The sequence below is a fragment of the Kitasatospora sp. NPDC023385 genome (assembly GCF_055664045.1).
Window position 1 is genome coordinate 67,133 of sequence record NZ_JBVOOL010000029.1, and the last position, 7,150, is coordinate 74,282.

Sequence of the window (7,150 nt, forward strand, 5' to 3'; positions counted from 1 at the left end):
CACCGGCGCCCGCGTGCGGTCGGGGCCGACCGGGGGAGACGTCCACAGGCTGTGCACAGCGGGTGTGCACAGCCTGTGGACGGTCACGCGGGACGGGTCAGCCGGAGAGGCGGACCGGCATGATCAGGTACTGGTAGGCCTTGTCCTCCTCGGCCTCCACCGAGACCTTGCCGCTGAGCAGCGCGGGCTTGGTCGGGGTGGTGAAGCTGAGCTGGGCGTACGGGGAGTCGATGGCCTTGAGGCCCTCCTCCAGGTAGCCCGGGTTGAAGGCGATCGAGATGTCGTCGCCTTCGAGGTCGGCATCGATCCGCTCGGTGGCCTGGGCGTCGTCGCCCGAGCCGGCCTCCAGGGTCAGCACGCCCTGCTCGAAGTTCAGGCGGACCGGGGTGTTGCGCTCGGCGACCAGCGAGACGCGCTTGAGCGCCTCCAGGAAGGGCTGCGTCTGGATCGCGGCGACGGCGCTGAACTCGGTCGGGAAGAGGCTGCGGAACTTGGGGAACTCGCCCTCCAGCAGCCGGGTGGTGGTCCGGCGGCCGGCACCCTCGAAGCCGATCAGGCCCTCGCCCGCGCCGCCCGAGGAGAGCGCGATGGAGACGCTGTCGCCGCTGCCCAGGGACTTGGCGATGTCCTGCAGGGTCTTGGCGGGGACCAGGGCGACCGCGGAGATGTCCGACTGCTCGGGCTTCCAGAGCAGGTCGCGGACGGCGAAGCGGTAGCGGTCGGTGGCGGCCAGGGTGATCCGGTCGCCCTCGATCTCGACCCGGACACCGGTGAGCACCGGGAGGGTGTCGTCCCGGCCGGCGGCGACCGCGGCCTGGCTGACGGCGGAGGCGAAGACGTCGCCCGGCACCGTGCCGGTGGCGGTCGGCATCTGGGGCAGGGCCGGGTACTCGTCCACCGGGAGGGTGGGCAGGGTGAAGCGGGAGCTGCCGCAGACCACGCTGACCCGCTGGCCGTCGGTGGAGATCTCCACCGGCCGGTTGGGGAGGTTGCGGGAGATGTCGTTCAGCAGGCGGCCGGAGACCAGCACCGTCCCGGCCTCCTCGACGTCCGCCTCCAGCTCGACCCGGGCCGAGACCTCGTAGTCGAAGCCGGACAGCGCCAGGCTGCCCTCCTGCGCCGTCAGCAGCAGGCCGGCCAGCACCGGCACCGGCGGCCGTGCCGGGAGGCTGCGGGCAGCCCAGGCCACCGCCTCCGCGAGGACGTCACGCTCCACCCGGAACTTCACCGGTAACCGCCTCCTGGATCGAGCGCTCCCGCTCGCACTCTGGTTCGTCTGATCTTGATCGTCCGTTGGGCTGTCCGCCGAGCTCTGCCGCTCCGCTTCCAGTCGCAGAGGACAGTCTGACGTACTCCGCCGACAGACGGGGCAGACGGGCGGAGGCAACCGAACAGATGTCGGAGCCCGGTTGTCCACAGATTCGGCGCCCACCTGCTTTCAAAGCAAGTCCACGGTCTAAATGTGTAGTGGTAGTAGTAGGGCCTGTGGAAACCGTGGATAACCCCGTTTCCGCAGGTCAGAGCACGAATTTTGTCCACAGTGGGTGTGGACGGCGGCTGTGGACGGACAGGCCGTGCTGTGGACAGCCCAGCGTTACCCACAGGCCACGCTCGGTATCCACAGGTTATCCCCAGCCCTGTCCCCAGATCCGGGCCGGGTTATCCACCGGGCCCGGTCAACTTTTCGTGACGCCTTTCACACCAGGGTATGAACGGCAGCTCACGGTTGTCGAACTGTGGACGCCGCTGTGGACAACCTGGGGATAACCGGCCCGGGCCTGGGGACAACCGGTGGACAACCCGGATGGCCCACTGGCGGCCCGTCAATTGTCCACAGCCTGTGGACAACGGTTGTGCACAAGTCCACAGGCACCTGACCTGCGCGGAAGAGCGTAGCGGCGACGGGCCTGTGGACGAATTCTGGATAACTCCGGGCGCCCCGGCCTGTGGACCACCGGGAAGGCCCCCCTCCTGTGGACAACGGCCTTGCGAGCCCCGGGTTTTCGAATCACCGGTCAGTTGTTCGGCGCGGCCTGTGGACCGGCGGGAGGTCCGTCGACGGCATCCCTGCCCAGCCGGCGCGCGGTGCACACCTGCGGGCATGCCGAAAGGGCGTCAGGATCGCTCCTGACGCCCTCCGGGCCGCACCTGCGGCGGTGCCTAGCTCTTGATGCGGTTGGTGAGTTCGGTGACCTGGTTGTAGATCGAGCGCCGCTCGGCCATCAGCGAGCGGATCTTGCGGTCCGCGTGCATGACCGTGGTGTGGTCGCGGCCGCCGAACTGCGCGCCGATCTTCGGCAGCGAGAGGTCGGTGAGCTCCCGGCACAGGTACATCGCGATCTGGCGGGCCGTCACCAGCACGCGGCTGCGCGAGGATCCGCAGAGGTCGTCCACGCCCAGGCCGAAGTACGCGGCGGTCTGCTGCATGATGACCTGCGCGGTGATCTCCGGGCCGGCGTCCTCGTCCCCGCCCGGGATCAGGTCCTTGAGGACGATCCCGGCCAACTCCAGGTCCACCGGCGCCCGGTTGAGGTTGGCGAAGGCGGTGACCCGGATCAGCGCGCCCTCCAACTCCCGGATGTTGCGGGTGATCCGGGACGCGATGAACTCCAACACGTCGGCGGGGGCGTTGAGTTGCTCCTGGATCGCCTTCTTGCGCAGGATCGCGATCCGGGTCTCCAGCTCCGGCGGGGTGACGTCGGTGATCAGTCCCCATTCGAAGCGGTTGCGCAGCCGGTCCTCCAGCGTGGTCAGCAGCTTGGGCGGCCGGTCCGACGAGAGGACGATCTGCTTGTTCGCGTTGTGCAGGGTGTTGAAGGTGTGGAAGAACTCCTCCTGCGTGGACTCCTTGCTCGCGAGGAACTGCACGTCGTCCACGAGCAGGATGTCCATGTCCCGGTAGCGACGGCGGAAGGTGTCCGCCTTGCCGTCCCGGATCGAGTTGATGAACTCGTTGGTGAACTCCTCCGAGGACACGTAGCGCACCCGGGTGCCCGGGAAGAGGCTGCGCGAGTAGTGCCCGATGGCGTGCAGCAGGTGGGTCTTGCCCAGCCCGGACTCCCCGTAGATGAAGAGCGGGTTGTACGCCTTGGCCGGAGCCTCGGCGACCGCCACCGCCGCCGCGTGCGCGAAGCGGTTGCTGGCGCCGATGACGAAGGTGTCGAACAGGTACTTGGGGTTCAGCCGGGCGGCCGGCTCGTCCTTGCGCGAGCCGCCGGCCGGGGGAGCGCCGGGCGGGGCCGGCACCCCGGGGACGGCGGGCCGATCGCCCCGCTCGGGGCCGGGCTTCTCGGCCGGCCGGCCGCCGGAGGGGCGGGAGCCCGCGGCGCGGCGGCCGGCTCCGACGCGGGGCTGCTCGTTCGGGCCGGGGCCGTAGGCGCCGCCGAAGAGGTCGCCCTGAGTGGTGGAGGGCGGCCCCGGCACGGGCCGCGGCGCCGGGCGGGACTCGTCGGCGTCGTGGTAGCCGGGCGGCTGCTCCTGGTAGCCCGGCCAGCCCTGCGGGCCGGCGGAGGGCACGCCGTAGGGCGCCTGCCGCTGCTCGTACCCGCCGGTGTCGTAGCGGGAGCGCTCGTAGTCCTGCTGGTACGGCTCGTTCTGCTCGTACGGCTGCTGGTAGTCCTGGCCGCCGTAGCCGCCGTCCTCGGCCGGCCCGGGGTACGGCTCGGCCGAGGCCTGGGAGGCAGGCGAGGGGGTGGTGGGGACGGCGTTGGCGTCCACCATCACGGCGATCCGGACCGGGCGGCTGAGCTCGCGGCTCAGGGCCTCGGTCAGCTGGGGGAGCAGCCGGCCCTCCAGCACCTGCTTGGCCCGCTCGTTCGGGGTCGCCAGCAGGGCGGTGTCGTGCATCATCCACATCGGCTGGGTGCGCTGCACCCACTGCTTGTCCATCTCCCCGACATCGGGGTCGTTGACCAGCCGCTCGACGACCCTGGCCCAGACCGGGACGAGGTCGCTGTTGACATCAGCCACTGGTGCACGCTTTCCAAGAACAAACCAGACAAGTTCTGCAACGGTAGTCAGCGAACAGGTCGGGATCAAGTCGTTGTCCACAGGCTGTGGGTAAAGCGGGGTGCGGACGGCTGGTTTGACCCTCGTGCCCCGTCCCGCGTACCGTAACCAGGTCGAGTTGTCGATGGCCGCTGCCGCATGTCCGCGGGTCCACCCGCTCCATAAGGCGCGCAGCACGGGCGCCGTGGATTGCCTCAGACCCCAGCCGAACTGGGGCGATGGGCCGGATTTCCGAATCAGGGGAGATCACGCGGACGCACGGTGACGGCCAAGCGACCCCCCGTCATCCTACGATTCACCTCAGGAGCCCCCGAGTGAGCAAGCGCACCTTCCAGCCGAACAACCGTCGTCGCGCGAAGACCCACGGCTTCCGGCTGCGGATGCGTACCCGCGCCGGCCGCGCCATCCTGGCTGCCCGCCGTGGCAAGGGCCGCAGCAGCCTGTCCGCCTGATCCGCGCCAGAGTCTGTTGTGCTGCCCTCCGAGAGTCGGCTGCGGCGGCGCCAGGACTTCGCGACCGCGGTGAAACGCGGTCGCCGGGCCGGCCGGCCCCTGCTGGTCGTCCATCTCAGCAGAGATGGTGACCTTCCGGGGCCGACCGACCGGACCAGCGACTCCCGCCCGCACGTCGCCGAGGGGACTCCTTCGGCGCGTGCGGGTTTCGTCGTGAGCAAGGCCGTCGGCCCGGCGGTCGTACGCAACCTGGTGAAGCGCAGGTTGCGGCATCTCATCCGTGATCGCCTGTCCAGGCTGCCCGCCGGTAGCCTGATAGTGGTGCGTGCGCTGCCCCCGGCCGCGTCCGCCTCGTACCAGGACCTCGAACGGGACCTGGACGCGGCGCTGAAGCGGCTGCTGAGGGTCGAGCCCGCCGCCACGGCGCCGACGGGAGCAGGGCGATGAAGTACCTGCTGATGGGTCTGATCAGGGTCTACCAGTGGACCATCAGCCCACTGCTCGGTCCGGTGTGCCGTTACTACCCCTCCTGCTCCCACTACGGCTACGAGGCCGTGAAGGTGCACGGGGCGGTCAAGGGCGGCGGGCTGACCGCGTGGCGCATCCTGCGTTGCAATCCGTGGACGCCAGGCGGGGTCGATCATGTCCCGCCGCGCAAGCATCCGGTGTGGCACCGGCGGTTGCGAGACCGGCTGCAGAGCCGGTCCGCCGCCGGAGAACCGGTGACCGCCACCCCCGCCGGTCCGGACCCCGAGGGCCCGGCGACCATTGGCCCCGTGCGGCCAATCCACCTGTCCAAGGAGCCTGACCGGTGACCTTCTCCTTCCTGAATCCCCTGTACACAGCGGTGTCCTGGATCATCGTCCAGTTCCACTCGCTGTACAGCCACGTCTTCGACCCGGACGGTGGCTGGGCCTGGGGTCTTTCCATCGCCTCGATGGTGGTCGTCATCCGGATCTGCCTGATCCCGCTCTTCGTGAAGCAGATCAAGGCGACCCGGGCCATGCAGGCGATCCAGCCGAAGATGAAGGCCATCCAGGAGCGCTACAAGAACGACCGGCAGCGCCAGTCCGAAGAGATGATGAAGCTGTACAAGGAGGCGGGCACCAACCCGTTCTCCAGCTGCCTCCCCATCATCGTGCAGGCGCCGTTCTTCACCGCCCTCTACGGCGTGCTCGCCAAGGTCGCCAAGGGCCAGGACATCGGCGTCATCCACGGCGACCTGCTGGTGAGCGCCGGCAAGGCCCACATCTTCGGGGCCCCGCTCTCCGCGACCTTCCTCGGCAGCCCCGAGACCAGCGTCAAGATCGTCACCGCGGTGATGATCATCATGATGTCGCTGTCGCAGTTCGTCACCCAGCGCCAGCTGATGACCAAGAACGTCGACCTCACGGTGAAGACGCCGTTCATGCAGCAGCAGAAGATGCTGATGTACGTGTTCCCGGTGATGTTCGCCGTGATGGGCATCAACTTCCCGGTCGGCGTCCTGGTCTACTGGCTGACCACCAACGTCTGGTCGATGGGCCAGCAGCTGATCGTCATCCACAACAACCCGACCCCGGGCAGCAAGGCCTTCCAGGAGCGCCAGGCGCGGCTGAAGAAGGCCGGCCGGCTGCGTCCGGACGGTACGGAGATCAAGGGTGCGCTCTGGGGCATGCTGCCCCCGTCCAAGGAGGCCCTCAACGCCGCGTCGGCCGCGTCCGCCGTGGTGGAGGAGTCGGTGCAGGCGCGCCGCCAGCAGCCCCGTCGGCAGAGCAAGTCGCAGCGCCAGCAGGGCGGTGTGGCAGGCCAGACGGCCGAGCTGGGCAAGGACACCGAGGCCGAGGAACCCGTCGACGCGGCCCCGGTCGAGCCGGAGGCCAAGCCCGAAGCCAAGCCGGCGGCCGCCAAGCAGACCGCGGCCAAGCCCACCGGCACCAGGCAGGGCACCCGGCAGCAGCCGAAGCGCGGCGGCCAACGGCCGAAGAAGAAGTCCTGACCGGCCCCGAGCCGGTCGCGACCGCCGCGAAGAGCCTCGTTCCCGGCCCGCCAGACGGGCCCAACTCCGAAGGAGTCCATCAGTGACGGAAGGCACCACCTCCGCTGTCGAGGCCGAGGCCGCCGCCAGCACCGACGAGAGCGTCGTCGCCCGCCTGGAGCAGGAGGGCGACATCGCGGCGGACTACCTGGAGGGTCTGCTGGACATCGCGGACCTCGACGGCGACATCGACATGGACGTCGAGGGCGACCGTGCCCTGGTCTCCATCGTCGGTGACGGCAACGACCGTGCGCTGCACCGCCTGGTCGGCCAGGACGGCGAGGTGCTGGAGGCGCTGCAGGAGCTGACCCGGTTGGCTGTCCACCGGGAGACCGGCGAGCGCAGCCGCCTCATGCTGGACATTGCCGGCTTCCGGGCCCGCAAGCGCACCGAGCTGGCGCTGCTCGGGGCCGAGGCCGCCGAGCAGGCGAAGAGCACCGGCGAGCAGGTCAAGCTGCGGCCGATGACGCCCTTCGAACGCAAGGTCGTCCACGACGCGGTCGCGGCCGCCGGTCTGCGCAGCGAGTCCGAGGGCGAGGAGCCCGAGCGGTGCGTGGTCGTGGGGGGGGGGGGGGGGCGGGCGGCCGCCCCCCCCCCCCCCCCGGCGCCCGCGGCGGGGCCCCCCCCCCCCCCCCCCCCCCCCCCGGGGGGGGCGAGTAGGGTAGGAGCCCCA

Annotated in this window: 6 protein-coding genes and 1 pseudogene; 5 read left to right on the forward strand and 2 right to left on the reverse strand. The window is 70.1% G+C overall.

The window, feature by feature from the left end; genetic code table 11:
- Nucleotides 1–97: 97 nt before the first annotated feature.
- Complete coding sequence (dnaN, locus tag AC0B61_RS31230; RefSeq protein ID WP_471744908.1) at nucleotides 98–1,228, reverse strand: DNA polymerase III subunit beta; 1,131 nt, start codon at nucleotides 1,226–1,228, stop codon at nucleotides 98–100.
- Between the two features lie 932 nt (nucleotides 1,229–2,160).
- Complete coding sequence (gene dnaA / locus AC0B61_RS31235; protein ID WP_471744910.1) at nucleotides 2,161–3,969, reverse strand: chromosomal replication initiator protein DnaA; 1,809 nt, start codon at nucleotides 3,967–3,969, stop codon at nucleotides 2,161–2,163.
- A gap of 353 nt (nucleotides 3,970–4,322) precedes the next feature.
- Here dnaA and rpmH point away from each other — a divergent pair, with 353 nt between their 5' ends.
- From rpmH to AC0B61_RS31260, 5 genes and pseudogenes are all read left to right on the forward strand, one after another.
- On the forward strand, nucleotides 4,323–4,460 hold the full coding sequence (gene rpmH / locus AC0B61_RS31240) for a 50S ribosomal protein L34 (RefSeq protein WP_030305394.1): 138 nt from the start codon (nucleotides 4,323–4,325) through the stop codon (nucleotides 4,458–4,460).
- An 18-nt stretch (nucleotides 4,461–4,478) separates the two neighbouring features.
- A complete protein-coding gene (rnpA, locus tag AC0B61_RS31245) occupies nucleotides 4,479–4,907 on the forward strand; it encodes a ribonuclease P protein component (protein ID WP_471744912.1) in 429 nt (142 codons plus the stop codon).
- On the forward strand, nucleotides 4,904–5,275 hold the full coding sequence (gene yidD / locus AC0B61_RS31250; RefSeq protein WP_471744914.1) for a membrane protein insertion efficiency factor YidD: 372 nt from the start codon (nucleotides 4,904–4,906) through the stop codon (nucleotides 5,273–5,275). Before rnpA ends, yidD begins: the two co-directional genes overlap by 4 nt.
- Nucleotides 5,272–6,438: a membrane protein insertase YidC gene (yidC, locus tag AC0B61_RS31255; RefSeq protein WP_471744916.1), complete on the forward strand. Its 1,167-nt coding sequence runs from the start codon at nucleotides 5,272–5,274 to the stop codon at nucleotides 6,436–6,438. The genes yidD and yidC overlap by 4 nt, the downstream gene beginning before the upstream one ends.
- A gap of 82 nt (nucleotides 6,439–6,520) precedes the next feature.
- Nucleotides 6,521–7,039: pseudogene (locus tag AC0B61_RS31260) on the forward strand (Jag family protein); the annotation flags it as partial.
- Nucleotides 7,040–7,150 lie beyond the last annotated feature (111 nt).